The 25,585-nt window shown below is 68.5% G+C and carries 22 protein-coding genes; 11 read left to right on the top strand and 11 right to left on the bottom strand.

What is annotated here, in order from left to right; all coding sequences use genetic code 11:
* Positions 1 to 138: 138 nt before the first annotated feature.
* The 6 genes from MUB46_RS09345 to hutI all read right to left on the bottom strand — a co-directional run bounded on the left by MUB46_RS09345 (position 139) and on the right by hutI (position 7,838).
* Positions 139 to 498 (bottom strand): endonuclease domain-containing protein, encoded by a 360-nt coding sequence (locus tag MUB46_RS09345; protein ID WP_261615633.1) that lies wholly within the window; start codon positions 496 to 498, stop codon positions 139 to 141.
* Between the two features lie 298 nt (positions 499 to 796).
* Complete coding sequence (hisD, locus tag MUB46_RS09340) at positions 797 to 2,119, bottom strand: histidinol dehydrogenase (protein WP_261615632.1); 1,323 nt, start codon at positions 2,117 to 2,119, stop codon at positions 797 to 799.
* A 433-nt stretch (positions 2,120 to 2,552) separates the two neighbouring features.
* Complete coding sequence (gene hutU, locus MUB46_RS09335) at positions 2,553 to 4,229, bottom strand: urocanate hydratase (protein ID WP_261615631.1); 1,677 nt, start codon at positions 4,227 to 4,229, stop codon at positions 2,553 to 2,555.
* Complete coding sequence (hutG, locus tag MUB46_RS09330) at positions 4,226 to 5,077, bottom strand: N-formylglutamate deformylase (protein WP_315902722.1); 852 nt, start codon at positions 5,075 to 5,077, stop codon at positions 4,226 to 4,228. The genes hutU and hutG overlap by 4 nt, the downstream gene beginning before the upstream one ends.
* The gene (gene hutH / locus MUB46_RS09325; RefSeq protein ID WP_261615630.1) at positions 5,077 to 6,624 is read right to left on the bottom strand and encodes a histidine ammonia-lyase; all 1,548 of its coding nucleotides are present in this window, start codon (positions 6,622 to 6,624) and stop codon (positions 5,077 to 5,079) included. The genes hutG and hutH overlap by 1 nt, the downstream gene beginning before the upstream one ends.
* Entirely contained in the window at positions 6,621 to 7,838 is a 1,218-nt protein-coding gene (gene hutI, locus MUB46_RS09320; RefSeq protein WP_261615629.1) for an imidazolonepropionase, read from the bottom strand. Before hutI ends, hutH begins: the two co-directional genes overlap by 4 nt.
* A 99-nt stretch (positions 7,839 to 7,937) precedes the next feature.
* Between hutI and MUB46_RS09315 the strand changes: the two genes are divergently transcribed.
* The 3 genes from MUB46_RS09315 (at position 7,938) to MUB46_RS09305 (ending at position 11,577) form a co-directional block, all read left to right on the top strand.
* Positions 7,938 to 9,323: a formimidoylglutamate deiminase gene (locus MUB46_RS09315; RefSeq protein WP_261615628.1), complete on the top strand. Its 1,386-nt coding sequence runs from the start codon at positions 7,938 to 7,940 to the stop codon at positions 9,321 to 9,323.
* Positions 9,320 to 10,060: a histidine utilization repressor gene (gene hutC / locus MUB46_RS09310; RefSeq protein ID WP_261615627.1), complete on the top strand. Its 741-nt coding sequence runs from the start codon at positions 9,320 to 9,322 to the stop codon at positions 10,058 to 10,060. Before MUB46_RS09315 ends, hutC begins: the two co-directional genes overlap by 4 nt.
* A gap of 221 nt (positions 10,061 to 10,281) precedes the next feature.
* Positions 10,282 to 11,577: a hypothetical protein gene (locus MUB46_RS09305; RefSeq protein ID WP_261615626.1), complete on the top strand. Its 1,296-nt coding sequence runs from the start codon at positions 10,282 to 10,284 to the stop codon at positions 11,575 to 11,577.
* 34 nt (positions 11,578 to 11,611) lie between these two features.
* Here MUB46_RS09305 and MUB46_RS09300 read toward each other — a convergent pair whose 3' ends face one another.
* A complete protein-coding gene (locus tag MUB46_RS09300) occupies positions 11,612 to 12,466 on the bottom strand; it encodes a MurR/RpiR family transcriptional regulator (protein ID WP_261615625.1) in 855 nt (284 codons plus the stop codon).
* 195 nt (positions 12,467 to 12,661) lie between these two features.
* Here MUB46_RS09300 and MUB46_RS09295 point away from each other — a divergent pair, with 195 nt between their 5' ends.
* The 7 genes from MUB46_RS09295 (at position 12,662) to MUB46_RS09265 (ending at position 20,960) form a co-directional block, all read left to right on the top strand.
* Positions 12,662 to 13,438: an N-formylglutamate amidohydrolase gene (locus MUB46_RS09295; protein ID WP_261615624.1), complete on the top strand. Its 777-nt coding sequence runs from the start codon at positions 12,662 to 12,664 to the stop codon at positions 13,436 to 13,438.
* Positions 13,439 to 13,572: 134 nt separating this feature from the next.
* A complete protein-coding gene (locus MUB46_RS09290; protein ID WP_261615623.1) occupies positions 13,573 to 14,106 on the top strand; it encodes a TRAP transporter small permease subunit in 534 nt (177 codons plus the stop codon).
* Positions 14,103 to 15,425 carry a TRAP transporter large permease gene (locus MUB46_RS09285; RefSeq protein ID WP_261615622.1) on the top strand — a complete coding sequence of 441 codons (1,323 nt, stop codon included), beginning with the start codon at positions 14,103 to 14,105 and terminating at the stop codon, positions 15,423 to 15,425. Before MUB46_RS09290 ends, MUB46_RS09285 begins: the two co-directional genes overlap by 4 nt.
* Before the next feature lie 160 nt (positions 15,426 to 15,585).
* Positions 15,586 to 16,650: a TRAP transporter substrate-binding protein gene (locus MUB46_RS09280; RefSeq protein ID WP_261615621.1), complete on the top strand. Its 1,065-nt coding sequence runs from the start codon at positions 15,586 to 15,588 to the stop codon at positions 16,648 to 16,650.
* A 189-nt stretch (positions 16,651 to 16,839) separates the two neighbouring features.
* Positions 16,840 to 18,213 (top strand): glutamine synthetase family protein, encoded by a 1,374-nt coding sequence (locus tag MUB46_RS09275; protein ID WP_261615620.1) that lies wholly within the window; start codon positions 16,840 to 16,842, stop codon positions 18,211 to 18,213.
* Between the two features lie 85 nt (positions 18,214 to 18,298).
* Positions 18,299 to 19,693, top strand: coding sequence for an aldehyde dehydrogenase family protein (locus tag MUB46_RS09270; protein ID WP_261615619.1), 1,395 nt, complete (start codon positions 18,299 to 18,301; stop codon positions 19,691 to 19,693).
* Positions 19,694 to 19,802: 109 nt separating this feature from the next.
* Positions 19,803 to 20,960, top strand: a complete 1,158-nt coding sequence (locus MUB46_RS09265) for an iron-containing alcohol dehydrogenase (protein ID WP_261615618.1) — start codon at positions 19,803 to 19,805, stop codon at positions 20,958 to 20,960.
* 54 nt (positions 20,961 to 21,014) lie between these two features.
* Here the strand turns inward: MUB46_RS09265 and MUB46_RS09260 are convergent, their stop codons facing one another.
* Complete coding sequence (locus tag MUB46_RS09260) at positions 21,015 to 21,845, bottom strand: universal stress protein (protein WP_261615617.1); 831 nt, start codon at positions 21,843 to 21,845, stop codon at positions 21,015 to 21,017.
* A 114-nt stretch (positions 21,846 to 21,959) separates the two neighbouring features.
* Positions 21,960 to 22,331, bottom strand: coding sequence for a phasin family protein (locus MUB46_RS09255; protein ID WP_261615616.1), 372 nt, complete (start codon positions 22,329 to 22,331; stop codon positions 21,960 to 21,962).
* Between the two features lie 113 nt (positions 22,332 to 22,444).
* Here MUB46_RS09255 and MUB46_RS09250 point away from each other — a divergent pair, with 113 nt between their 5' ends.
* On the top strand, positions 22,445 to 24,307 hold the full coding sequence (locus MUB46_RS09250; RefSeq protein ID WP_261615615.1) for a PHA/PHB synthase family protein: 1,863 nt from the start codon (positions 22,445 to 22,447) through the stop codon (positions 24,305 to 24,307).
* 17 nt (positions 24,308 to 24,324) lie between these two features.
* On the opposite strand, the gene puuE is transcribed toward MUB46_RS09250, so the two are convergent.
* Together puuE and MUB46_RS09240 are read right to left on the bottom strand one after the other, a co-directional pair.
* Positions 24,325 to 25,242: an allantoinase PuuE gene (gene puuE, locus MUB46_RS09245; protein ID WP_261615614.1), complete on the bottom strand. Its 918-nt coding sequence runs from the start codon at positions 25,240 to 25,242 to the stop codon at positions 24,325 to 24,327.
* A gap of 30 nt (positions 25,243 to 25,272) precedes the next feature.
* A complete protein-coding gene (locus MUB46_RS09240; protein ID WP_261615613.1) occupies positions 25,273 to 25,509 on the bottom strand; it encodes an HP1242/YdcH family protein in 237 nt (78 codons plus the stop codon).
* Between the last annotated feature and the right edge of the window lie 76 nt (positions 25,510 to 25,585).

The following is a 25,585-nucleotide window of genomic DNA, read 5'->3' as shown; positions in this document are numbered from 1 at the left end:
GCCTTCGGCGTCTATGCCCCTCACCCGCCGCTTCGCGTCGACCTCTCCCCTTGGGAGAGGTGTAGCTGCGGCGATGCCGCCACCTCTCCCCGCCGGGGAGAGGTCGGGGCCGGCGCAGCCGGTCCCGGGTGAGGGGGATCAGAGCTTGGGAAGATCCAACTCGTGGGCCACGGCGTCGAGGACGCCAGGCAGGTTGTCGTACACGTCCGTATTGGTCACCCGGAGGACATGGAACCCAAGCGACTCCAGAACGCGCGTGCGTTCGGAATCGCGTGTGATCTCGTCCGCGCCGGAATGTGTCGCGCCATCGACCTCGATGACGAGTTTGCCTTCGAGAGAAACGAAATCCACGACAAACACATCGATCGGGTGCTGGCGGCGGAACTTCCATCCTGAGAGCCGGCGATTCCGCAGTGCCTGCCAGAGCCGCGCCTCCGCACTCGACTGACGTGCACGCAGAGCCCGGGCTCGTTTTCGGAAGCGGTCCATTTCGGCCATCTGGTCCGGCGCCTCGTCGCGATCAGTACCGGCAACCGTCTATCCGGGACGACCAGCGCACCGCCCGTTGGCAGGACGGGCTGACCCACTGCATCGTCGATCCTGATCTCCCATCGAAGGGTACAGGATTTCCGGCGGTATAAGGCGTACGATCACCCAGGGCTATGCGGAAGCGGGGGCTACCCGTTTTCCCGCTCATCCCCGCGTAAGCGGGGATCGTCCGGCATGAGGCACGGCCCTTTCCCGCCGCAACCCGACTCCGCCTTCGCGGGCGTGAGCGGCGAGAGGCAAATTCCGCCTACGGCTTGTCGCCGCCCTCGCGCAGCTTCGAGACCGCGTTGGCATGGGCCTCGAAGCCTTCGTAGCGGGCAAGCACGCGCGCCTGCGGCGCCAGCCCGGGATAGCCGTCCTCGGTTACGTACGCGATGGTCTGCCGCTTCAGATAGTCGAACACCGACAGCGGCGAGCGGGTCCGCGCCCAGCCGCCGGTCGGCAGCACGTGGTTCGGGCCGAGCACGTAGTTGGCCACCGCGATCGCGGTATGGCCGCCGAGCAGGATCTCGCCGGCATGCTTCAGCTTCGGCACGTAGGCCCACGGATTGGCGCTTTCGACCATCAGGTGCTCGGGCGCGTAGTCGTTGACGAAGGCGCAGGCCGCGTCCATGTCGGCGGCGATCACCACGCCGCCATTGGTGCCGCCCAGGACGGTGCGGCAATAGGAGGTCCGCGTCTCGCCCATATGGGCGAACAGCGTCTCGATCTCGGCGATCACCCTGTCGGCGAGCGCGCGGTCGTCGGTGACCAGGAAGGCGGAGGAATCCGGCCCGTGCTCGGCCTCGTTGAGAAGGTCGAGGGCGGTGACGCGCGGATCGGCGGTGGAGTCGGCGATGACGATGGATTCGCTCGGACCGGCCGGCGGGCCGACGTCGATCACGTCGGCGAGTTCCTGCATCGCGGCGACCAGCCACGGCGAGCCTGGCCCGAGGATCTTGGCGACCTTCGGCACCGTTTCCGTGCCGAAGGCGCAGGCGGCCACCGCCTGCGCCCCGCCGCACTTGTAGACCTCCGTGACGCCGGCGAGACGGCAGGCATGGAGCGTTGCGTCGTCGATGCCGCCGTCCGGCGTCGGCGGCGTCACCACGATCACCCGGCCGACGCCGGCGACGACGGCGGGGATCGCCGTCATCAGCGCGACCGAGGGAAACGCGCCCTTGCCGCGCGGCACGTAGCAGGCGACCGAGGGGATCGGCAGCGAGCGCTCGCCGGCCATGACGCCGTCGCCCATCTCCTCGAGCCACATGTCCTCGGGCATCTGGCGGGCGTGGAAGCGGCGGATGCGCTCCGCGGCGAAGGCCATCGCCTCCTTGATCTCGTCGTCGAGCGCGGCCTCGGCGGCGTCGAAATCGGCCGGGGTCGCCGCCAGCGCGTCGGCGGTGACGTCGGCGCGGTCGAACGCGCGGCCGAACTCGGCGAGCGCCGCGTCGCCGCGCGTCCGCACCGCCTCGATGATCGGGGCGACCTTGTCGCGATACGCGGACAGGTCCGCCTCGCTGCGCCGAAGCAGATCGGCGCGCGCGGCCGCGTCGAGGCGGGTGAGATCGTGTACGGCGATGGAGGACATCGGGGCGCCTTTCCGGATCGGTTTTCCGGTCAGGCTCTAAGCCATACGGCCGAACGGCTCAAGCCGGCCCGGGCTGATGGCCGGACCGGTGAAACGGATCGCGATGTCGGGAAGACCGGGCTGGCGCCCGATGGAATCGGGTGCGCGGAATCAGTTGGGCCGGATCAGACGAGGCTGATCAGATACGGGCCAGGACGAACGGCGAGACGAGCATGGCGAACAGGCCGAAGGCGATGATCCGGTCGCCAAAACGCCGGATGCCGAGAACAGTCTTGTTGCGCATGGGATGCCCCTCGTTTCGCAGCGGGTCGCAGTGGGTTCTGCTGCGGGTTTTGCTGCGGCGCATATATTGTTGCGCATGAAACGAGGCGAGTGCGCAAACTGTCGCATCCGGGGAAACCCGTAGGTTTCCTCCGGCGCGTTCAGGCGACTATCAATCGTCGAGCGACGGGAGAGTCAGGCGTTTTTCGCGGGCGCAGCGAATGGCGATGTCGTATCCCGCGTCAGCATGTCGCATCACGCCGGAGGCCGGGTCGTTCCACAGCACGCGGGCGAGCCGGCGCGCCGCCGCCTCGGTGCCGTCGGCGACGATCACCATGCCCGAATGCTGCGAGAAGCCGATGCCGACGCCGCCGCCGTGGTGGATCGACACCCAGGTCGCCCCCGACGCGCAGTTGAGCAGCGCGTTGAGCAGCGGCCAGTCGGCCACCGCGTCGGAGCCGTCCATCATCGCCTCGGTCTCGCGATTGGGGCTCGCCACCGATCCGGAATCGAGATGGTCGCGGCCGATGACGACCGGCGCCTTCAGCTCGCCCTTTGCCACCATCTCGTTGAACGCCAGGCCCAGCCGGTCGCGGTCGCCGAGGCCGACCCAGCAGATGCGGGCGGGCAGGCCTTGGAAGTGGATGCGCGCGCGCGCCATGTCGAGCCAGGTGTGCAGGTGGGGATCGTCGGGGATCAGCTCCTTCACCTTCTGATCGGTGCGGTAGATGTCCTCCGGGTCGCCCGATAGCGCCGCCCAGCGGAACGGCCCGACGCCCCGGCAGAACAGCGGCCGGATATAGGCCGGCACGAAGCCGGGGAACGCGAAGGCGTCCTCCAGGCCGGCGTCCTGGGCCATCTGGCGGATGTTGTTGCCGTAGTCGAAGGTGGGCACGCCCTCGCGGTGGAACCACAGCATCGCCTCGACCTGATCCTTCATCGACAGCTTGGCCTCGCGGATCGTCGCGGCGGGATCGCTGACGCGCCGCTCGTCCCACTGCTCCAGCGTCCAGCCGGCGGGCAGGTAGCCGTTCAGGGGATCGTGCGCCGAGGTCTGGTCGGTGACGGCGCCGGGCACGACGCCGCGCCGCACCAGCTCCGGGAACACCAGCGCGGCGTTGCCGAGCACGCCGACCGAGACCGGCTTCTTCTCGGCGCAGGACCGCCGGATGATCTCGAGCGCCTCGTCGAGGTTGCCGGCCTGGATGTCGAGATAGCCGGTGCGCAGCCGCATCTCGATGCGCGAGGGCCGGCATTCGACGGCGAGCATCGAGGCGCCGGCCATGGTGGCGGCCAGCGGCTGCGCCCCGCCCATGCCGCCGAGGCCGCCGGTGAGGATCCATTTGCCCGCCAGGTCGCCGCCATAGTGCTGGCGGCCCATCTCGGCGAAGGTCTCGTAGGTGCCCTGAACGATGCCCTGGCTGCCGATGTAGATCCACGAGCCCGCGGTCATCTGGCCGTACATCATCAGGCCCTGGGCATCGAGCGCGTTGAAATGCTCCCAGTCGGCCCAGTGCGCGACCAGGTTGGAATTGGCGATCAGCACGCGCGGGGCGTCCGGATGGGTCCTGAATACGCCGACCGGCTTGCCGGACTGGATCAGCAGGCTCTCGTCGTCCTCCAGCGCGCGCAGCGCCGCGACGATCCGGTCGTAGGCGGCCCAGTCGCGCGCCGCCCGGCCGATGCCGCCATAGACGACGAGCTCGTGCGGGTTCTCGGCGACGTCGGGATCGAGGTTGTTCATCAGCATCCGCAGCGGCGCCTCGGTGAGCCAGCTCTTCGCCGACAGCTCCGGCCCGCGCGGCGCGCGGATCTCGCGGGCGTTGTCGATGCGGCTGTGTACGGTCATCGGTTTCCTCCTTCGTTGGGGGCACCGGCGATGCGGGCACCGGCTTCGACCAGGGCGTCGAGAACCCCGCGCAGGACCGGCCGCGTCTGCGCGGCCTTGTCCTCGTCGTAGGTCCACGGCGGCGCCTCAAGCATGTAGGCCTTCTGCGCCAGCTCCATCTGGACAGCGTGGACGCGCATGTCCGGCTCGCCGAAATGGCGGGTGATCCAGCCGCCCTTGAAGCGGCCGTTGACGACATAGCCGAGGTCCATCTCCGATCCCTCGTCCTGAGGGGCCTCGGCGAGGGCTGCGGTGATGGCGGCCTCGATCTCGGGGGCGCAGGACTGTCCGCCGTTGGTGCCGATGCTGAACACCGGCAGCGGTCCCTCGAACAGGCGCGGCACCACCGAGCGGATCGAATGGCAGTCGTAGAGCAGCGCGTAGCCGTGCGCCTCGCGCACGCGGTCGATCTCGCTGCGCAGGGCGATGTGGTAGGGCCAGAAATAGCGGTCGCGGCGGATGCCGGTCTCGAGCGCGCCCGGCGCCATGCCGTCCTGGTAGATCGGCTCGCCGTCGAAGGTGGTGGTCGGGCACAGCTCGGTCGTCGCCTGGCCGGGATAGAGCGAGGTGCCCGACGGGTCGCGGTTCACGTCGACGACGTAGCGCGACAGCCTTGCCTCGACGACGGTGGGGTCGAGCGCGTCGGCGAAGTCGTAGAGGCGCGGTATCCACCAGTCGGTATCGGGAACCGCAAGCCCGGTCTCGTTCAGCCGCCTGGCGACCTCCTGCGGGATCTCCGTGCCGGCATGGGGCATGGACAGGATCAGCGGGCTGCCGCCCCGGCGCACGCGGACGATGTCGTCCATCATCACCGAACCTCCAGCCGCGGCAGGGCGATGTCGGAGACCGCGGCCAGCGCGGCGCCCTCGCTAACGAGGCGCGAGGCGGCTTCCAGGTCGGGGGCGAGATAGCGGTCGTCGGCCAGCGCCGCGACCTCGGTGCGCAGCGTGGCGATGGCCTTCTGCAGCGTGGCGCTGGTCCTGAGCGGCGCCCGCAGGTCGACGCCCTGCGCCGCGACCAGCCATTCGATCCCGAGGATGCGGGTGAGGTTGGCGTTCATGTCGATCAGCCGGCGCGCGGCATGGCAGGCCATCGACACGTGGTCTTCCTGGTCGGCGCTGGTGGGAGTCGAATCGACCGAGCAGGGATTGGCCCGCTGCTTGTTCTCCGCCATCAGTGCCGCCGACGTCACCTCGGCGATCATGAAGCCCGAGTTCAGTCCCGGCTGCGGGGCGAGGAACGCCGGCAGGCCGTAGGACAGCGCCGGGTTGACCAGCATGGCGATGCGCCGCTGCGCGATCGAGCCGAGCTCGGCGATGGCCAGCGCGATCTGGTCGGCGGCGAAGGCCACCGGCTCGGCGTGGAAGTTGCCGCCTGAGATGATCGATCCGTCCTCGATGACGACGAGCGGATTGTCGGTCGCCGCGTTGGCCTCGATGCGCAGCGTCTCGCCGGCCTGCCGCATCACGCCGAGGCAGGCGCCGGCGACCTGCGGCTGGCAGCGGATGCAATAGGGGTCCTGCACCCGCTCGTCGCCGTCGCGATGGGATTCGCGGATTTCCGAACCGCCGATCAGGGCATGCAGCGCGGCGGCGGCGTCGCTCTGGCCGGCATGGCCGCGCAGCGCCTGCACCTCCGGGCGGAACGGCGCGGCCGAGCCCATGCAGGCGTCCGTCGACAGTGCCCCGGTGACCAGCGAGGATAGCGCCAGCCGCCAGGCGCCGAACAGGCCCGCCAGCGCCAGCGCCGTCGAGCACTGGGTGCCGTTGATCATGGCGAGCCCTTCCTTGGGCCCGAGCGCGATCGGTTTCAATCCGGCGAGCATCAGCGCGTCGGCGCCGGGCATGCGCCGGCCCTCGAAGATCGCCTCGCCCTCGCCGATCATCACCGCCGTCACATGCGCCAGCGGCGCCAGGTCGCCGGACGCGCCGACCGAGCCCTGCGCCGGCACGACGGGCGTGACCGCCTTGTCCAGCATGCCTTCCAGGAGGTCGATGATCTGCCAGCGCACGCCCGAGGCGCCGCGCCCCAGCGACAGCAGCTTCAGCGCCATCATCAGCCGCACCACCGGCGCGCTCAGCGCCTCGCCGACGCCGGAGGCGTGCGACAGGATCAGGTTGCGCTGCAGGCGGGCCGTGTCCTCCGGCGCGATGCGCCTGGAGGCGAGCTTGCCGAAGCCGGTGTTGACGCCGTAGACCGCCGCGGCGCCGGCGGCGGCGTCCGCGATGATGCGCGCCGAGTGTTCGACCGCGCCGCGGCAGGACGGATCGAGCCGGACCGGCGCGTTCGAACGGTAGATCCGTTCGAGCGTCGCCAGGTCGACTGCGCCGGGGCTGAGGACGATCGTGTCGGTCATTTTCCTCTCCACACGCGCGCGTGCAGCGGGTTGAAGCCGATGCGGTAGACCAGCTCGGCCGGTGTCTCGATGTTCCAGATGGCGAGGTCGCAGGCCTTGCCGGGTTCAAGGGTGCCGATGTCGCCGAGCCGGCCGAGCGCGCGCGCGGCGTTGCGGGTGATGCCCAGCAGGCATTCCTCGACGGTCAGGCGGAACAGCGTCGCCGCCATGTTCAGGGCGACGAGCGGCGAGGTCAGCGGCGAGGAGCCGGGGTTGCAGTCGGTGGCCACGGCGATCGGCACGCCGGCAAGCCGCAGCGCGTCGACCGGCGGGACCTGTGTCTCGCGCAGGAAGTAGAAGGCGCCGGGCAGCAACACCGCCGTCAGGCCGGCATGGGCCATCGCCGCGACGCCGTCCTCGTCGAGATATTCGAGATGGTCGGCCGACAGCGCGCCGTAGCGCGCGGCGAGCCTGGCGCCGCCGAGGTTGGAAAGCTGCTCGGCATGCAGCTTCACCGGCAGGCCCAGCGCCTGCGCCGCGTCGAAGACCAGCGCCATCTGGTCCGGCGAGAAGGCGATGGTCTCGCAGAACCCGTCGACGGCATCGGCCAGGTTGTCGGCGGCGATCGAGGCAAGCTGCTCGCGGCAGACCGCGTGGATGTAGCCGTCGGCGTCGCCCTCGAACTCCGGCGGCACGGCATGGGCGCCGAGGAAGGTCGTCGTCACCGTCACCGCCCGCTCGTCGGCGAGCCGGCGTGCGGCGAACAGCATCCGGGTCTCCGCCTCGGTCTCCAAGCCGTAGCCCGACTTGATCTCGACGGTGGTGACGCCCTCGGCCAGGAGCGCGTCGAGACGCGGCAGCGCCGAGGCGACGAGCTCGTCCTCGCTCGCCGCCCGCGTCGCCGCCACCGTCGAGCGGATGCCGCCGCCGGCGCGCGCGATCTCCTCGTAGCTGGCGCCGGCCAGGCGCAGCTCGAATTCCCGGGCGCGGTCGCCGCCGTGGACCAGATGGGTATGGCAATCGATCAGGCCGGGGCTCACCCAGCGGCCCTCGAGGTCGGTGCGGTCCCTGGCGTCGAGATCGCCGGGCAGGTCGGCCATCGGCCCGGCGAAGACGATCCGTCCGGCTTCCTCGGCCACGGCGCCGCCCTCGACCACGCCGAGACCCGGCGCACCCGGGGCCCCCGGAACCATCGTCATCAGCCGGCCATTCGTCCAAAGACGGTCGACCTGCATCGCGCTTCGCCTCCCTCATGGCGATTTTGTATATACATATCGACGACGCAGGGGTATGTCTACAGGGAACAGCGAGCGACAGCACACGGCCGCGAACAGATGGACACGACCCGATTGTGGTTCGAGCAGGCGTTGTTGCCCGCCGGTTGGGCCGATGCCGTGGCGATCGAGATATCCGGCGGCCGTATCGTCGCGGTGACGGCGGGTGCCGCGCGCGGCGCCGCGGTTGGGTTTTCCGGCGCCGCGGTGCCGGGCCTGAGCAACCTGCACAGTCACGCCTTCCAGCGCGGCATGGCCGGCCTCACCGAGCGGCGCGGCCCCGGCGACGACAGCTTCTGGACCTGGCGCGAGACGATGTACGGCTTCCTCGCCCGGCTGACGCCGGACGATGTCGAGGCGATCGCCGCCGAGCTCTATGCCGAGATGCTGGAGGCCGGCTTCACCGCCGTCGGCGAGTTCCACTACCTGCACCACGCCCCGGACGGGCGTCCCTATGACGACATCGCCGAGATGGCTGGGCGTATCGCTTCGGCGGCCTCGGCGACCGGCATCGGCCTGACCCTGCTTCCTGTGCTCTACGAGGCCGGCGGTTTCGGCGGCGCGCCCGCCGGCGATGGCCAGCGCCGGTTCGCCAACGCTGTCGACCGTTTCGAGAGCCTCGTTGCCCGCAGCCGCGAGATCGTCCGCGATCTGCCCGGCGCGGTGGTCGGCGTCGCGCCGCATTCGCTGCGCGCGGTGACGCCGGACGCGCTGGACCGCATCGTCGCGGGCGCGGACGGGCCGATCCACATCCATGTCGCCGAGCAGCGCAAGGAGGTGCAGGACTGTCTCGCCTGGTCCGGCCGGCGACCGGTCGAGTGGCTGTTCGATCATCACCGCGTCGACGAGCGCTGGTGCCTGATCCACGCGACGCACATGAGCGATGCGGAGACGGCGGCGCTCGCCGCCAGCGGCGCCGTGGCCGGCCTGTGCCCGGTTACGGAAGCCAATCTCGGCGACGGCATCTTTCCCGGCGTCGCCTACCTGCGGGCCGGTGGCCGCTTCGGCGTCGGCTCGGATTCGAATGTCCGCATCTCCGTGCCCGAGGAACTCAGCATGCTCGAGTACGGCCAGCGCCTGCGCGACGAGGGCCGCAACCGGCTGGCGACGGACACCGGATCGACCGGGCGGCAGGTCTTCGCGCGCGCGGTCGCCGGCGGCGTCCAGGCCCTTGGCCGAAGCACGCTCGGGACCACGGACGGGAGCACGGCGGGCGCGCTGGCGGTGGGCGATGTCGCCGACATCGTCCGCCTGACGCCGGACCATTCCGCTCTCGTCGCGGCGCGCGGCGACACCTGGCTCGACGGCTGGATCTTCGCCGGCGACAACGCCTGCGTCGCCGATGTCTGGGCCGCGGGCCGCCACGTCGTGCGCGACGGCAGCCATGTCGGGCGCGACGCGATCGCTACGCGCTTCGCCCGCACCATGCGCGCGCTCGCGGCATGACCGCGCACCTCACCCCACCGGTGCTCGATGGCGCCGGCGCCGTCTACCAGCAGATCCGCCGCGCGGTCGCCCGGCCGATCCTGCGCGGCGAGTGGGCGCCGGGCGCGCGCATCCCCTCCGAGCACGAGCTGATGGACCTGTTCGGCGCTTCGCGCATGACCGTCAACAAGGCGCTCTCGGCGCTCGTCGACGACGGCCTGATTGTGCGCCGCCGCCGCGTCGGCTCCTTCGTCGCCGAGCGGCCGCCGGAGCGCGCGGTGATGGAGATCTGGGACATCGGCGCCGAAGTCGCCCGTGCCGGCCGGGCCTACCGCTTCGAGCTTCTCGAGTGCCGTCGCCGTCCCGCCGACGACGCGGTCGCCGGCCTCTTCCACGTCGCGCCGGGAACGCCGGTGATCGAGATCGTCGGGCGCCATTTTGCCGACGGCGTGCCGGTCCAGATCGAGCGTCGCCTGATCAATCTCGACGTCGCGCCGGATGTCGCCGGCGTCGACTTCGCCAAGACGCCGCCGGGACGCTGGCTGCTCGACAACGTTCCGTGGACCGACGCGGAACATCTGATCCGGGCGGTCAACGCGGACGACGCGACCGCCGGGCTGCTGGACATCGGCGACCGCGACGCCTGTCTGCTCGTCGAACGCCGCACCTGGGCCGACCGCACGCCGATCACCTGGGTCGAGCTGCTCAGCCCCGGCGCCGCGCGCCAGCTCGTCAGCCGGTTCTCGCCGCAGGGCTGACCCGCGCGGGCCGGGCCCCTGTGCCCGCGGTCGGCCCGTTCCTCCCCGACGCATCCTGACGCATCCCCGCGCACCCCGGCCTTGCCGGAAATCCATGAAGGCTGCAATCTTCGGCGGGTAGCCGGAAGCAAGGGGGCGTCCGGACCGGAGATGTCGCCGCGCTCCCGGCTATTCCGCTGCGCACTACGACCGGTATTCATCTGTGACCTGTAAGAGCAGCCATGGACAATACTCTGACGAAGGCCGCATTGATCGATGTGGCAACGGCGCTGAACAACAACGAAAAGATAGAAGCCGGCCTGGTTGATCCCTTTCTCGACCACACCTTCGAGGAGCTGTCCTCGTTCAGCAGGTTCATGCTGAAGGTGGCTGCGGCGATTTCCCTGTTCTTCGCGTCGGTGCTGGTGATCTTTCCTGAGGTCGGCGAAAAGCTGATCGAATGGCTGCCGGGGTTCTTCCTCTTGCCCGAACGCCTGTCGAAAGCGCTCGACTACGTCTGGGGCCTCGTCGGCAAACCCGTCGGTCAGCAGCATCTGATGTACCATGTGCCGAACATCATCGTTTACGCGTTCGGCGTCGTCGGCATCCGCCAGGTGTGGAAGCGCGTCCACAAGAACAACTGGAAGGATCTGGTCGCCAGCGCGCAGGAGAAGCTGGCCAGGGCGATCGAGGACGGCACCGGCCTGTTCCGTTTCGCGCCCGGCTTCTCCCTGCTGTTCGTCGGCGAAGGCGACCACATCGCGCGCAGTCTCGTCGCGGACGACCCGACGATCGGACTGACGATTTCGTCGAGGCAGCAGCCATACACGAAACTCTGGGCCCGGTTCGCCGCGGGCGAGGGCGACGAGGGCTTCGTCCGCGCGCTGGGGCAGGTCAACGCCGAGGACGCCGGCGAATATGTGCTCTTCCCCGTCCGCGACGAGCACCTGTTCCTGCCCGGGCCGCTCGATTTCGACATCGCCCCGCACCGCGTCGACGTCGCCGTACGCCGGATCCGCGAGTTCGAGAAGGAGAGGGCCTGGAAGGCGAAACGGATCATCATCGTCGGCGACAAGGAACAGAGGAGCAACTTCATCACGGAGGGCGAGACCGGCCGGATCGCGACCGATATCGACGAGGTCAGCCTGCGGACGATCGCCGACAAATACGAGAACATGACCATTCTGGACCCGACGGAAACGACGATACAGGCCATCGTCGCGATCGCCGCCGGGCGGCGCATTCTGTTCCGGTCGTCCGACAGAGGCGTCGAGAAATATGGCCGCGAGTTCTATCGCCGGCTGTCGCTGCTCGGCTACAGCCCGACCAGCGAGGAGGCGCTGACCATCGGCTACGACATCTCCGATCTGGAGACGGAGCACCAGCTCCTGTCCCAGGCCTATCCCGCCTACCTGCCGGTCATCCTGTCCCGGGACATCTTCGACGGGCTCGTCAAGAGCGGCCTGTGGGACGACAGCTACATCTTCATTCCGCGCCTGGTGAAGCAGGAGCTGCAACGGCTCGTCGGCCAGCAGTGACGGGCGCCGCCGGGGCGAGATCCGCGGCCGGCGGTCAGGGGCCCGGCCTGAGCTTCTCGATCTCGCCGATGCGCGTCTTGGCGCTCGACCACAGCCGCTCGGTGACGGCGGCCAGCAGCGCCTCGACAAGTGCCAGCGGCGCGACGTTGGAATCCCAGTTCGACGGCACCGGGATGTGCGCCGACAGCATGTGCGTCGCCACGCGGGAGATCGGCGACAGCCACGGGTCGGTGATCAGCACCACCTTGACGCCGCGCCCGGCGGCGAGCTGCGCCAGTGCCACGATGTCGTTCTGGTAGCGGCGCATGTCGAAGACGACAAGCACGTCGTTCTTGCGCATGTCGAGCACCTGGTCGCGCAGGTTCTCGATCTGGCCGGCGAGATGGATGACGCGGGTGCGCACGATCCTGAGATGCGAGGCGAGGTAGCGGGCCAGCGGATCGGTGAAGCGGCCGCCGATCATGTAGATGCGCCGCTTCGGATCCGACATCAGCGCGACGACGGCATCGAACTCGCCCGGCGGCACATGCGAGAAGGTCTCGGCCAGGTTGTTCTCCACCGCCGCGCGGAACCGGTCGAACAGCCGGCTTTCGCCCGACCGCGCCCCCGGTTCGAAGCTCGCCTTCATCAGCGGCGATTTCAGCTGCGCCTCCAGCTCCTCGCGCAGGCGCTTCTGGAAATCGGGATAGCTCTGGAATCCCAGCCGGGCGACGAATCGCAGGATGCTCGGCGCGCTGACGCCGGCGCGCGCGGCGAAATCGGCGACCGGTTCGAGGCCGGCGAGCGGGTAGGTGGCCAGCAGTACATGGGCCGCCTTGCGCTCGGTCGCGGTAAACTCGTGCAGATGCTCGCGGACCTGCTCCGCGATGGTCAATGCGCCGTTCGTCATGGCTTAAGTCTCGTGCCCGCGCCCCGTCCCCGCGCCCCATCCCCGCGCCCTGGCCCCACCACTACCCCGGGGCGGCGGCGGCGTCCAGCGCGGTGGAATTTCAGTTTCAGATTTGACATCTATCGGTGAATTGTATCTAGAATTATAGAGGTTGATGGGGCGTCGAAGAAGGGCCGCGCGAGCGGAATGGGGGCGATGAACGGCGTGGTCGAGCCGGTTTCGGTTGAGCGCAGCACAGATCTGATACGGCGCGAAGGCGCGCCGACCGCCGGCGAGTTCGTCATCGTCTGCGACCACGCGTCCAACCGGATCCCGCCGGGGTTCGGCGACCTCGGCCTGAACGCCGCCGACATGCGGCGCCATATCGCCTGGGATCCCGGCGCGCTTCCCGTGGCGCGCGGCCTTGCCGGTCGGTTCGGCGGCCCGCTGCTCTATCCCGACGCCTCGCGGCTGCTGATCGACTGCAACCGTCCGCCCACGGCCGCCGATTCCACATTGACGGTCAGCGAGGACACCGAGATCCCCGGAAATCGCGGTCTCGCCGCCGAGCTGCGCGCGCGCCGGATCGCCGAGATCTACGACGCCTATCACGGTGCCATCGACGCGGTGCTGGAGGCCCGTGCCGCGGAAGGCGCGACGACGGCGGTGGTCGCCGTGCACAGCTTCACCTCCGTCTATCGCGGCAAGCCGCGGCCCTGGCACATCGGCATACTCTACGACGCCGATCGCCGGCTGGCCGAGCCGCTGCTTGCCGCGTTGCGGGCGGACGCGGACCTGGTGGTCGGCGACAACGAGCCCTACGGTCCCTGGGACGGCGTCTACCACACGCTGAGCCGCCACGCCGAGGCGCGCGGCCTGCCCTGCGTAATGATCGAGATCGCCAACGACCGGATCGCCGACCCGGATGCCCAGCGCGCCTGGGTGGACAGGCTGGAGGCGGCGTTGAAGGTGTCTCTGGGGACGATTGCATGATGCGACGGGCCGAACAGCCTCGGGCTGAACAGCCTCGGGCCGAACCGTTTCCGGGTGCGCGCGCAAAGCCGGTTGACCGGTGCGCCCGCGTCGCGGGACAAATAGGGGCGGCGCCGTCTCGATGAGAAGGATCCATGCCTGAGACCGTGAAGCGATACGTCAGGTACGTGGACGCGTTGAACAGGAAGGTCGGCCTGTTCGCCATGTATCTGATCTTCGGGATGCTCGGCATCCTGTTCTATTCCGCGATCTCCAAGGCGTTCTTCCTCCCCTCCCTGTGGACGCTGGAGATGGCCCAGTTCGTCATGGTCGCCTACTACATGCTCGGCGGCGGCTACACGCTCCAGACCGGCACGCATGTCCGCATGGACCTGCTCTACAGCCGCTGGCGGCCGCGCACCAAGGCCGCCGTCGATTCCGTCACGATCCTGTTCCTGATCTTCTTCCTGGTGCTGCTGCTGGCCGGCGGATACTCCAGCACCGAATACGCCATCCGCTACGGCGAGGAGAGCTATTCGGCCTGGGCGCCGAAGATGTGGCCCATCAAGGTCATCATGTGCATCGCGATCTTTCTCACCCTGCTTCAGGCGGTCGCGACCTTCTTCAAGAACCTCGCAGAGGCGATCGGCGATCCTATCGAGGAAATCGGCGGGGAGGCCGTGTCATGAGCTACGAGTTGATCGCGCTCATGATGTTCTCGACGATGATGCTGCTGCTCCTGACCGGGCAGCGCATCTACGGCGCGATCGGCTTCGTGGCGGTCGCCTCGGCCCTGCTCCTGTGGGGCGACGGCGGCTCCGAGCTCGGCTTCTCGGCGGCCATGAAGCTGATGAAATGGTACCCGCTGCTGACGCTGCCCATGTTCATCTTCATGGGCTACATGCTGTCGGAATCGGGCATCGCCGACGACCTCTACCGCATGTTCCATGTCTGGTTCGGGCCCGTGCGGGGCGGGCTCGCCGTCGGCACCATCGGCCTGATGGTGGTGGTCTCCGCCATGAACGGCCTGTCGGTCGCCGGCATGGCCATCGGCGCGTCGATCGCCCTGCCCGAGCTGCTCAGGCGCGGCTACGACAAGATCATGGTGACCGGCGTGATCCAGGCCGGGTCGTCACTGGGCATCCTGGTGCCGCCGAGCGTCGTGCTCGTGCTCTACGGCATGATCGCCCGCCAGCCCATCGGCCAGCTCTGGCTCGCCGGCGCCGTCCCCGGCCTGGTGATGGCGGGGCTGTTCGTCATCTACATCCTGATCCGCTGCGCGCTGCAGCCCAAACTGGGTCCCGTGCTGCCGAAGGAGGAGCGCCAGGTCAGCTGGGGCGAGAAGATGCGGTTGCTGCAGGCCGGCATCCTGCCGTTCCTGATCTTCCTCTCGATGACCGGCCTGTTCGTCATGGGCTACACCAGCCTCGTGGAAAGCTCGGCGGTCGGCGCCGTCGCCGCCACGCTCGCCGCGCTGGTCAAGGGCCGGCTGACCTTCAAGGTGCTGCACACCACCGTCGAGAAGACGCTCGGCATCAGCGCCATGTTCATGTGGATCATCCTCGCCGCGCTGTGCTTCGGCGCGGTGTTCGACGGCCTCGGCGCGGTCAAGGCGATCGAGCACCTGTTCATCGACAAGCTCGGCCTGGGCCCCTGGGAGATCATCATCATGATGCAGATCTCCTTCATTCTCATGGGCATGTTCCTCGACGACACCGCCATGCTGGTGATCGTCGCGCCGCTTTACGTGCCGCTGGTGGGCGCGCTCGGCTTCGACCTGATCTGGTACGGCGTCCTCTACACGATCACCTGCCAGATCGCCTACATGACGCCGCCCTTCGGCTACAACCTGTTCCTGATGCGCGCGATGGCGCCGCCCGAGGTCACGCTTGGCGACATCTACCGATCGATCATCCCGTTCGTGATCGTCATGGTGCTGGCGATGGTGCTGCTGATGGTTTTCCCGGAAATGGCCCTGTGGCTTCCCAACAAGGTCTACGGACTCTGAGGGGGACGCGAAGAGGCTCAGGCGGCTGGAGGAAACGGCGTCCGCAGGGACGCGAAGGAGACGAGGAGGAGTTGGGTCGTTCGAAACGCTCGCGGCGATCCCGGCCGATGATCCCGGCCGCAGTCTTGATGGGCAAGATACGAGAAGGGAGCAGATGAAAATGACCGATACGAAGAAGCTGACTAAACGCGCGTTTCTGAAGACGGCCGGGGTGGCGACGGCCGCAACCGGCGCCTCGGCGCTCGCAGCGCCGGCGGTCCTCGGCCAGTCGCCGATCAAGTGGCGTCTGCAGACCTACGCGGGCGTGGCGCTCGCCGAACACGTCGTCAAGCCGGCCATCGACGCCTTCAACAAGGTGGCCAACGGCGAGATGGTCATCGAGCTCTACACCGCCGACCAGCTGGTTCCGACCGGCGAGCTGTTCCGCGCCATGCAGGCCGGCACGATCGACGCCGTGCAGAGCGACGAGGACTCGATGGCCGCCCCCGTCGACGTGTCGGTGTTCGGCGGCTACTTCCCGTTCGCCACGCGCTATTCCCTCGACGTGCCGGTGCTGTTCAACCAGTACGGCCTGAAGGAGATCTGGGAGGAGGCCTATTCGGAGGTCGAGAACGTCACCTGGCTCTCGGCCGGCTCGTGGGATCCCTGCCACTTCAACACCACCAAGCCGATCCGCAGCCTCGAGGACCTGAAGGGCCTGCGGGTCTACACCTTCCCGACCGCCGGCCGGTTCCTGACCCAGTTCGGCGTCATCCCGGTCAACATCCCCTACGAGGACGCCGAGGTCGCCGTCCAGACCGGCGAGCTCGACGGCATGGCCTGGTCGGGCATCACCGAGGACTACACGGTGGGCTGGGCCGACGTGACCAAGTACTTCCTGACCAACAACATCACCGGTGCCTGGATCGGCTCGTTCTTCGCCAATTCCGAGCGCTGGAACGAGGTGCCCGAGCACCTGCAGGCGTTGTTCAGGCTGTGCATGGACTCCTCGCACTACTATCGCCAGTGGTGGTACTGGGGCGGCGAGGCCAACCTGCGCGTGAACGGCGACAAGCTGGAGCTGACCTCCATTCCCGATTCCGAGTGGAACCAGGTCGTGAAGGCCGCCGAGACCTTCTGGGAAGAGGTGGCCGCCGAAAGCGACCGCTCGAAGCGGGTGGTCGAGATCCTGAAGAAATACGCGGGCGTGATGGAGAAGGCGGGGCCGCCCTACCGCTGCGTCTGAGTTCGGTTCGGGCCCGGGGAACCGCCTCCGGGCCCGTCCCTTCGCCGGAAGGCGTCGGGCCGAACAGCAGGCGGCCGTGGCATCGCGGCCCCCTCCTGTCCGGCTCGCGGCATGGCCCGACGACGGTTTCGACCGTCGCGGCGCCGCGATCACGGATTGGCTGACACTTACCAACGGAAGCACGCGACAATGGCAGCAAAGCTAACCCTCGAAACCCTGGCCAAGGCCGTGAAGGCCGGCGACATTGACACCGTGATCGTGTGTTTCCCGGACATGATCGGACGGCTGATCGGCAAGCGCTTCCAGGCCGAGCACTTCGTCGAGTCGGCCCACGAGGAGACGCACGGCTGCGACTACCTGCTCGCCAACGACATCGAGATGGAGCCGGTGCCGGGCTACGCCGCGGCCAACTGGTCGAAGGGCTACGGCGACTTCGTGTTCAAGCCGGACCTGTCGACGCTGATGCCGGTGCCGTGGCTGTCGAAGACGGCGCTGGTGCTTTGCGATCTCGTCGACCACCACCATCACAAGCCGATCCCGCACAGCCCGCGCGCGATCCTGAAGGGCCAGCTCGAACGGCTGAAGTCGCTGAAGGCGCGCGCCTTCTTCGCTTCCGAGCTGGAATTCTACCTGTTCGACGATTCCTTCCGCGAGGCCCATGACAAGGGCTACCGCGACCTGCGCACGGCCGGCTACTACATCGAGGACTACAACGTCCTGCAGTGCACCCGCGAGGAGCCGGTCATGCAGGCGATCCGCACGAACCTGCAGGCCGCCGGCATCCCGGTCGAGAACTCCAAGGGCGAATGGGGCCCCGGCCAGGCGGAGATCAACGTGCGCTACGCCGACGCGCTCGCCATGGCCGACCGCCACGTCGTCATAAAGAACGGCATCAAGGAGATCGCCGACCTGAACGGCAAGGCCGTCACCTTCATGTCGAAATGGCGCTACGACCTCGCCGGATCGAGCTGCCACGTCCACTCCTCGCTGTGGGACGCCGCCGGCAAGTCGTCGCTGTTCTTCGATCCCAAGGCGCCGCGCGGCATGTCGAAGATGATGCGCCACTACGTCGCCGGCCTCGTCACCTATTCGCGCGAGATCACCTGGTTCCTCGCCCCATTCATGAACTCCTACAAGCGGTTCCAGCAGGTCGGCACCTTCGCGCCGACGCGGGCGATCTGGAGCCACGACAACCGGACGGCCGGATTCCGCGTCTGTGGCGAGGACACCAAGGCGGTGCGCATCGAGTGCCGCGTCGGCGGCGCCGATCTCAACCCCTACCTCGCCTTCGCCGCGATCCTGGCCGCCGGCCTCGCCGGCATCGAGCAGAAGCTCGAGCTCGAGCCGCCCTTCGAGGGCGACGCCTATTCCGGCAAGAAGCTGCGCGAGATTCCGCCGACCCTGCGCGAGGCGATCGCCCTGATGAAGAAATCGAAGATGCTGCGCGGCGCCTTCGGCGATGCCGTCATCGACCACTACGTGCACACCGCCGAGTGGGAGCAGGCGGAGTTCGACCGGCGCGTCACCGACCTGGAGCTGTCGCGGGGCTTCGAGCGCGCCTGAACGCGGGACGCCGTGCCGCAGTTGACTCGCGCCGGCCGTCCCTTCGAATGACGTAACCCGTTTCTGTACCGGACCAGTAAGTGCCATGACCGACACCGTGCGCTGTATTTCCCCCGTCAACGGCGAACTCTACGCCGAGCGTCCGCTGACCCCGGACACCGAAGTCGATGCCGCGATCGCCGCGGCGCGATCCGCCCAGGCCGAATGGAAGCGTCGGCCCGTCTTCGAGCGTGCCCGCATCTGCTCCGCCGCCGTCGACGCCATGCTGGCCATGCGCGACGAGATCGTGCCGGAACTGGCCTGGCAGATGGGCCGCCCGGTGAAGTTCGGCGCCGGCGAGCTGCGCGGCTTCGAGGAGCGCGCCCGCTACATGATCGACATCGCCGATGTGGCGCTCGCCCGCATCGATCCGACGCCGAAGGAGAACTTCCGCCGCTGGATCAGCCGCGAGCCGCTCGGCCTCGTCTTCGTCGTCGCGCCCTGGAACTTTCCGTATCTGACCGCGGTCAACTCGATCATTCCGGCGCTGATGGCCGGCAACGCGGTGATCCTCAAGCACGCCGCCCAGACCCTGCTCGTCGGCGACCGCTTCCAGAAGGCCTTCGACGCCGCCGGGCTGCCGTCCGGCCTGTTCCGCAACCTCACGCTCAGCCACGGCCAGACGGCGCGGATCATCGCCGGCCGCCATGTCGACCAGGTCAACTTCACGGGCTCGGTCGCCGGCGGCAAGGCGATGGAAGAGGCCGCCTCCGGCACCTTCACCGGCCTTGGGCTGGAGCTCGGCGGCAAGGACCCGGCCTATGTGCGCGCCGACTGCGACATGACGCAGTCGATCGAGAACCTGGTCGACGGCGCCTTCTTCAATTCCGGCCAGTCCTGCTGCGGCATCGAGCGCATCTACGTGCATCGCGACGTCTATTCCGAGTTCGTCGACGGCTTCGTCGATCTCGCCCGCCAGTACGTGCTCGGCGATCCGCTCGACGAGGCGACCACGCTTGGCCCGATGGTCAAGGGCGACGCCGCCGATTTCGTCCGCGGCCAGGTCGATGCCGCCGTGCGCTCCGGCGCCCGGGCGCATCTCGACCCGACGGACTTTCCGCGCGACGCCAGGGGCAGCCCCTACATGGCCCCGCAGGTGCTCACCGACGTGAACCACCAGATGGCGGTCATGGTCGAGGAATCCTTCGGGCCGGTCGTCGGCATCATGTCGGTCGCCGACGACGACGAGGCGGTGCAGCTCATGAACGACAGCCCCTACGGCCTGACGGCCTCGGTGTGGACGCGCGACCTGTCGGCGGCCGAGCAGGTCGGCGAAAGGGTGGAGACCGGCACCGTGTTCATGAACCGCTGCGACTATCTCGACCCCGCCCTCGCCTGGACCGGCGTCAAGGACACCGGTCGCGGCGCCACCCTGTCGAAGGTCGGCTACGAGACCCTGACCCGGCCGAAATCCTGGCACATGCGCACGAGCTTCGCGTGAAGCGGACACCCCGCAGCGCGATTACCGTTTTCGCGGGAATGCGCGGATCAAGATCAATCCCTGACCAGCCGGCGCCCGAACAGGCCGGCGACGTTTTCCGGAGCCCCGAATGAACCTTACCGCCAACTGGAACTATCCGACCGCCGTGCGCTTCGGCCCCGGCCGCATCTCCGAGCTCGCCGAGGCCTGCAAGGCCGTCGGCATGGCCAAGCCGCTGCTTGTCACCGATCCGGGCCTCGCCGGCCTGCCGATGATCGCCGACATGGTGGAAATCCTCACCAAGGCGGGCCTGACGGCGGCGGTCTATTCCGATGTCCGTCCCAACCCGGTCGAGGCCAACGTCACCGGCGGCGTCGAGATGTTCCGCGCCGGCGGCCATGACGGCGTCGTCGCCGTCGGCGGCGGCAGCGCCCTCGATGCCGGCAAGTGCGTGGCCTTCATGGCCGCCCAGACCCGGCCGATCTGGGACTTCGAGGATGTCGGCGACTGGTGGACCCGCGCCAACCGCGACGGCATCGCCCCGATCGTCGCCGTGCCGACCACGGCGGGCACCGGCTCCGAGGTCGGTCGCGCCGGCGTCGTCACCAACGAGGCGACGCACACCAAGAAGGTGATCTTCCATCCCGACATGCTGCCGAAGATCGTCATCTGCGATCCCGAGCTGACCGTCGGCCTGCCGCCGAAACTCACCGCCGGCACCGGCATGGACGCGCTCGCCCACTGCCTGGAGGCCTATTGCGCCCCCGGCTATCACCCGATGGCCGACGGCATCGGCGCGGAAGGCGTCAGGCTGTGCAAGGACTACCTGCCGCGCGCGGTCGCCGACGGCACGGACATCGAAGCGCGCGCCAACATGATGGCCGCCGCCGCCATGGGCGCCACCGCCTTCCAGAAGGGCCTCGGCGCGATCCATTCGCTGTCGCATCCCGTCGGCGCCCTCTACGACACCCACCACGGCCTGACCAACGCGGTGTTCATGCCTTATGTGCTGGTCGCCAACCGTGCCGCGATCGAGGCGCGCGTCGTCCGGCTCGCCGCCTATTGCGGCCTGGAACCGTCCTTCGACGCGTTCCTGCAGTGGATCCTGGACCTGCGCCGGGAGATCGGCATCCCCCACACCGTCGCGGAGCTCGGTGTCGACGCCGGCAAGGCCGATCTGATCGCCGAGATGGCCATCGTCGACCCGACCGCCGGCGGCAACCCGGTCACCGTGACCAAGGAGATGGCGCGGGCCGTCTTCGACAAGGCGTTCAAGGGCGAGGTGTAAGGTCGGAAGGGGCGGCGCACGCCGCCCCGCTTGCCGCCCTAAGCCGCGAACGGCTCAGTGCGCCATCAGCACGGCGGTCCTGGTTTCCAGCATCACGTACCGCGTCGTGCCGCCGAGCATATGCTCGCGCAGCCACGCGTGGCCGTAGGCGCCCATGATCAGCAGATCGGCCTGCAGCGCCTCGGTCTGCGCCACCATCGTCGCGCCGATCGTTCCCTGCAGCGGCGCGCGGACGATCTCCGCGTCCGCCCCGTGCAGGTCGAGATACTCGACGATTTCCTCGGTGTCGCGGATCCGTGGGCCGTCCGTCTCGACGACGAGCACGTTCACCTCCTCGGCGTTGCTCAGCAGCGGCAGCGAGGCCTCCACCGCGCGCGCCGCCACCGCGCTGCCGTCCCAGGCGACCAGGCAGCGGTTTCCCACCACCGACGGCGCGGCCGGCGGCGCGATCAGGACCGGTCGGCCGGAATCGAACAGCGCCGCGTCGCGGACCCGCCGGATGTCGGCGAACTCGTCCGGCCGGTAGGGGGAGGCGGCGACGAGATCGGCGCAGCGCGCCCGCCGCACCACGGTTTCCTCGAGCGGGCCGGGAAAGGATGCGAACTCGACGCCGGCCAGCCGCGGGTCCGACGACAGTTCTTCCAGCGTCGCCTTTGCCTGCGCCTCCGCAGCGTCGTCTTCCGCCTTAAGGGCGTCGGTGAACTGATCGGCGATATCCTTGGCGATATAGCCGGTGGCGAACGGCAGCGCCTCGCGCGGATCATGGCGCAGGAAAACCGCCTCGATGCGCGCCGAAAGCCGCGCCGCGACGGCCCCTGCGGCAATCAGCCGCTCCCTGTCTCCGGCATGCCCGTGTACCGGCACCACGATCTTGCGAATGGTCATGGCGCCACTCTACCCGCCGGCCTGCCGGTCGGGCAATCGCAACCGCCCGGGCGCCCGGTCAGGCAATCGGTCGGGCAATCCGCCGGGCAATTCGTTGTCTGGGACTCTCGGGCCTCAGCCCGCCTTCTTCAGCTCTTCCTTGCTGAGAAAGCTCGAACGGACAGCCTCGCTGCCCTCGCCGATCGTCTCGCCGGCAAGGCCGATGATGCGGTTGGCCTCCGTCGTGTAGTCCTCGAACATCGCGCGCATGTGCTCGAGCTGCATCTGCAGCAGCTCGGGCGGCGACTTGGCCCCTGCGAACTTGGCCAGGTCCTCGCTGTTCGCTTCGGCCCGCCGCACCGCGAAATCGGTGAATTCCTTGGCGAACCGGGTCGCGGTCTCGAGGAAGCCCATCTGCATTTCGATGGCCGTCTCGAACGCTTCCTGGTTGAACATCATCAGATTGTTGGTGGCCTTTTCCGCCGCCGGCTTCCTCTTCGCTGGCATGACCAGTACCTCCCTGTTCACGCGATTGAGGTCAATTGTTGCCATGATCGTTCCCTAAATACGTTGAGGGTGATCAATGATCCCCGCCGCTTTTGTTGGGATGGCAGCGAACCATGGCAAGATCCACTCCGAAGCTTACCGTCGTCTCCGAACGTGCCGAAACGAAGGCCGAGACCGGGGCCGAGACGAAAAAAGCCGCTGCGCGGCGCCCGGCACCGCCCCGGCAGCGCCAGCCCGAGCCCCCCGAGGCCGAGCTCGTGCCGCGCTTCGATACGCTCGACCGCGTCAACCGGGCGCTGCTCGCCCGCTGGACGCAGGGCATCTCTCCCTGGGCGCTGGCGAGCGCCTGGGCCGACTGGTCGACGCATCTGGCCGTCTCGACCGGTCGCCAGACCGAGCTCGCCCAGAAGGCGGTTGTCGACGCGGCCAGGATCGCGGCTTACGCGGCCATGCGCGGGACCGACGGCGTCGATGCGCCGTTCGCGCCGGCGCCCGGCGACCGCCGCTTCGACGATCCGACCTGGAAGGCGCGCCCGTTCGACCTGATGGTGCAGTCCTATCTCGCCGTCGAGGATTGGTGGCGGGCGGCGGCCGCGCCGATCCGCGGCATGAACTCGAAGAACGCCGATCGGATCTCCTTCATGGCCGACCAGTTGGTCGACGTGCTGGCGCCGTCGAACTCCGCGCTCACCAATCCGCAGATCCAGCAGGCGATCCTGCGCACCGGCGGCGGCAATCTGGTCCAGGGCTGGCGCAACCTGATGGAGGATGTCAGCCGACACCTCTCGGGCCAGCGGCCGGCGGGGCTGGAGCAGTGGCGGGTCGGCGAGACTGTCGCCGTGACCCCCGGCAAGGTCGTCTACCGCAACGACCTGATCGAGCTGATCCAGTATGCGCCGACGACCAAGAAGGTCGCCAAGGAGCCGGTGCTGATCGTCCCGGCCTGGATCATGAAGTACTACATTCTCGACCTGTCGCCGGAGAACTCGATGGTCAAATGGCTGGTCGGCCAGGGCCATACGGTGTTCATGGTTTCCTGGCGCAACCCGACCGGCAAGGACGCCGACATCAGCCTCGACGACTATCGCACCCAGGGCGTGATAGCGGCGATCGACGCGGTCGGCAAGATCGTGCCGCACGAGAAGATCCACGCCTGCGGCTATTGCCTGGGCGGCACGCTGTTGGCCATCGCCGCAGCCACCATGGGCCGTCGCCGCGACCATCGGCTCGCCTCCGTCACACTGCTTGCCGCCCAGACCGACTTCTCCGAGGCCGGCGAGCTGATGCTGTTCGTCGACGAATGGCAGATCGCCTTCCTCGAGGACATGATGTGGGACCAGGGCGTCCTCGACACCCATCAGATGGCCGGCGCCTTCCAGCTTCTCAGGTCGAACGACCTGGTCTGGTCGAAGATGGTGCGCGAATACGTGCTCGGCGAACGCGGCACGCAGAACGACCTGATGGCCTGGAACGCCGACCAGACGCGCATGCCCGCGCGCATGCATTCCGAGTATCTGCGCGGCCTGTTCCTGGAGAACCGGCTGACGGCGGGCCGCTTCGCCGTGGAGGGTCGCGTTATTGCCCTGCGCGACATCCGCGTGCCGTTCTTCCTCGTCGGCACCGAGCGGGACCACATCGCCCCGTGGCGCTCGGTCTACAAGCTGCACCTGTTCACCAATACCGACGTGACCTTCGTGCTCACCTCCGGCGGCCACAATGCCGGCATCGTGTCGGAGCCGGGCCACCCGAACCGTCGCTACCGCATCGCCACCCGCGTCGACGATTCGCCCTATCAGAGCCCGGACGAGTGGCTGCCCTGCGCCGAACGGAAGGACGGCTCGTGGTGGCCGGAATGGGACGCCTGGCTGAAGCGGCTCGGCGGCCAGGACCTGGTCGCACCGCCGCCGATGGGCGCGCCGAAGGCGGGCCTGCCCTGCCTCGAAGACGCGCCGGGAACCTACGTCTACGGAACCTGACGGGCGCCGGGCATCGGCTATCGGGCGGTCGGCTTGTGCCGGCCGTGCCAGTGCCGGGCGATGTCGACGCGCCGGCACACCCAGGCGTCCTCGTGCTCGAGCACGTAGTCGAGGAACCGCGCCAGCGCCGCCGTCCGTCCCGGCCGTCCGGCGAGCCGGCAGTGCAGCCCGATCGACATCATCCTCGGACGCGCGGCGCCCTCGGCGTAGAGCACGTCGAAGCTGTCGCGCAGATAGGCGTGGAACTGGTCGCCGGAATTGAAGCCCTGCGCCGTGGCGAAGCGCATGTCGTTGGCGTCCAGCGTGTAGGGGATGACGAGGTGCGGCCCCCTGGGCCCTGAAACCCAGTAGGGCAGGTCGTCGGCGTAGGAATCGGAATCGTAGAGGAAGCCGCCCTCCTCCATCACCAGCCGTCGCGTGTTCTCCGAGCAGCGGCCGAGATACCAGCCCAGCGGTCGCTCGCCCGTTGTCTCCGCGTGGATGCGGATCGCCTCGTTCAGGTGCCGGCGCTCCACGTCCTCGGCGATGTCGCGATATTCGATCCAGCGGTAGCCGTGGCTGGCGATCTCCCAGTCGGCCTCCGTCATGGCCGCGACCGCGTCCGGGTTGCGGGCCAGCGCCATGGCCACGCCATAGACGGTGACCGGCACGCCCCGTGAGGTGAACAGGCGCCACAGCCGCCAGAATCCGGCCCGGGAGCCGTATTCGTAGACCGACTCCATGTTCAAGTGGCGCTTGCCGGGCCACGGCTCCGCGCCGATGGTCTCCGACAGGAAGGCCTCGGAGGCGGCGTCCCCGTGCAGGATCGAGTTCTCGCCGCCTTCCTCGTAGTTGATGACGAACTGGACGGCGATGCGCGCGCCGGCCGGCCAGTCGGCCTCCGGCACGTCGCGGCCGTATCCGATCATGTCGCGCGGATAGGCGGGTTCCGTCATTGCGGGGCCCTCCGGCGCCTGGGGCGTGCCTCAGGCGTGCAGCATGCCGAAGATCTCGTCCTTCAGCTTCAGCCGCTCTTTCTTCATCTCTTCCAGATGGTCGTCGGTGGTCGGCTCGACGTCGGTCTCGGCGCGATGGATGTCGCGGTTTACGCGATGATACTCCTCGGCGAGCTTGTGGAAGTGGTTGTTCGCCGTCTTCAGCTCGTGGATTTTCTCGGCGTATTCCGGAAATTCTTCGTGCAGTTCGTGGGGTGTATGGGTCATTGGTACCGGTCGCTCACGCAAGGGGTGTTTGTCGCCGCTCGCTGTCGCACAGACGGGACCGCGAAATCAAGAGCGC

This window comes from Microbaculum marinisediminis, from assembly GCF_025397915.1.
Taxonomy (GTDB): domain Bacteria; phylum Pseudomonadota; class Alphaproteobacteria; order Rhizobiales; family Tepidamorphaceae; genus Microbaculum; species Microbaculum marinisediminis.
Note: the sequence above shows the minus strand (reverse complement) of the source record. Positions and strands in the feature narration are given on the sequence as shown.

What these genes read in the sequence shown, in the direction of transcription:
- hutH (WP_261615630.1), bottom strand. Translation starts at nt 6,624, where the DNA reads ATGACCGACACGATCGTCCTCAGCCCCGGCGCAGTCGACCTGGCGACG.
- MUB46_RS09290 (WP_261615623.1), top strand. Translation starts at nt 13,573, where the DNA reads ATGCCTGAGACCGTGAAGCGATACGTCAGGTACGTGGACGCGTTGAAC.
- MUB46_RS09295 (WP_261615624.1), top strand. Translation starts at nt 12,662, where the DNA reads ATGAACGGCGTGGTCGAGCCGGTTTCGGTTGAGCGCAGCACAGATCTG.
- MUB46_RS09280 (WP_261615621.1), top strand. Translation starts at nt 15,586, where the DNA reads ATGACCGATACGAAGAAGCTGACTAAACGCGCGTTTCTGAAGACGGCC.
- MUB46_RS09285 (WP_261615622.1), top strand. Translation starts at nt 14,103, where the DNA reads ATGAGCTACGAGTTGATCGCGCTCATGATGTTCTCGACGATGATGCTG.
- MUB46_RS09265 (WP_261615618.1), top strand. Translation starts at nt 19,803, where the DNA reads ATGAACCTTACCGCCAACTGGAACTATCCGACCGCCGTGCGCTTCGGC.
- MUB46_RS09345 (WP_261615633.1), bottom strand. Translation starts at nt 498, where the DNA reads ATGGCCGAAATGGACCGCTTCCGAAAACGAGCCCGGGCTCTGCGTGCA.
- MUB46_RS09275 (WP_261615620.1), top strand. Translation starts at nt 16,840, where the DNA reads ATGGCAGCAAAGCTAACCCTCGAAACCCTGGCCAAGGCCGTGAAGGCC.
- MUB46_RS09270 (WP_261615619.1), top strand. Translation starts at nt 18,299, where the DNA reads ATGACCGACACCGTGCGCTGTATTTCCCCCGTCAACGGCGAACTCTAC.
- puuE (WP_261615614.1), bottom strand. Translation starts at nt 25,242, where the DNA reads ATGACGGAACCCGCCTATCCGCGCGACATGATCGGATACGGCCGCGAC.
- hutU (WP_261615631.1), bottom strand. Translation starts at nt 4,229, where the DNA reads ATGACCGTACACAGCCGCATCGACAACGCCCGCGAGATCCGCGCGCCG.
- MUB46_RS09260 (WP_261615617.1), bottom strand. Translation starts at nt 21,845, where the DNA reads ATGACCATTCGCAAGATCGTGGTGCCGGTACACGGGCATGCCGGAGAC.
- MUB46_RS09315 (WP_261615628.1), top strand. Translation starts at nt 7,938, where the DNA reads ATGGACACGACCCGATTGTGGTTCGAGCAGGCGTTGTTGCCCGCCGGT.
- MUB46_RS09255 (WP_261615616.1), bottom strand. Translation starts at nt 22,331, where the DNA reads ATGCCAGCGAAGAGGAAGCCGGCGGCGGAAAAGGCCACCAACAATCTG.
- MUB46_RS09300 (WP_261615625.1), bottom strand. Translation starts at nt 12,466, where the DNA reads ATGACGAACGGCGCATTGACCATCGCGGAGCAGGTCCGCGAGCATCTG.
- hutI (WP_261615629.1), bottom strand. Translation starts at nt 7,838, where the DNA reads ATGCAGGTCGACCGTCTTTGGACGAATGGCCGGCTGATGACGATGGTT.
- hutG (WP_315902722.1), bottom strand. Translation starts at nt 5,077, where the DNA reads ATGATGGACGACATCGTCCGCGTGCGCCGGGGCGGCAGCCCGCTGATC.
- MUB46_RS09305 (WP_261615626.1), top strand. Translation starts at nt 10,282, where the DNA reads ATGGACAATACTCTGACGAAGGCCGCATTGATCGATGTGGCAACGGCG.
- MUB46_RS09250 (WP_261615615.1), top strand. Translation starts at nt 22,445, where the DNA reads ATGGCAAGATCCACTCCGAAGCTTACCGTCGTCTCCGAACGTGCCGAA.
- hisD (WP_261615632.1), bottom strand. Translation starts at nt 2,119, where the DNA reads ATGTCCTCCATCGCCGTACACGATCTCACCCGCCTCGACGCGGCCGCG.
- MUB46_RS09240 (WP_261615613.1), bottom strand. Translation starts at nt 25,509, where the DNA reads ATGACCCATACACCCCACGAACTGCACGAAGAATTTCCGGAATACGCC.
- hutC (WP_261615627.1), top strand. Translation starts at nt 9,320, where the DNA reads ATGACCGCGCACCTCACCCCACCGGTGCTCGATGGCGCCGGCGCCGTC.